The organism is Cobetia sp. SIMBA_158, from assembly GCF_046566945.1.
In the GTDB taxonomy this organism is placed as follows: domain Bacteria; phylum Pseudomonadota; class Gammaproteobacteria; order Pseudomonadales; family Halomonadaceae; genus Cobetia; species Cobetia amphilecti.
On sequence record NZ_JAWJYL010000234.1, the window covers coordinates 1 to 279 of the forward strand.

Here is a 279-nt window from a genome sequence, read left to right on the forward strand (position 1 = left end):
TTATTTTCGTATTTAATTCGCATGGTGTTGTCAATGTCTTCTCTATACTCGAAATAAACATTGTGATCAACTGGGTTTTGAAGCTGTTGTGCTTGATAAAATTCTCCCGATTTAACACTCGTCACTCGTGCGGGTATTGTAAGTTGGTCCACATGCTTCTCTGTGAAACCTCCACCACCGTCCGGCACTTTTTCAAGCTTTTGAAACGTGATTTCATGTGGGAACTCTTCAAATACATAACTCACCAGTAAGCCCTCCTATACGGGTACAGGTGCTTTG

At 41.6% G+C, this 279-nt stretch carries 1 protein-coding gene; it reads right to left on the reverse strand.

Features of this window, described 5'->3' with window-relative positions; all coding sequences use genetic code 11:
* On the reverse strand, positions 1-245 hold a 245-nt coding region (locus tag R2R70_RS19780; RefSeq protein ID WP_410978865.1), incomplete at its 3' end, for a phage head closure protein.
* Between the last annotated feature and the right edge of the window lie 34 nt (positions 246-279).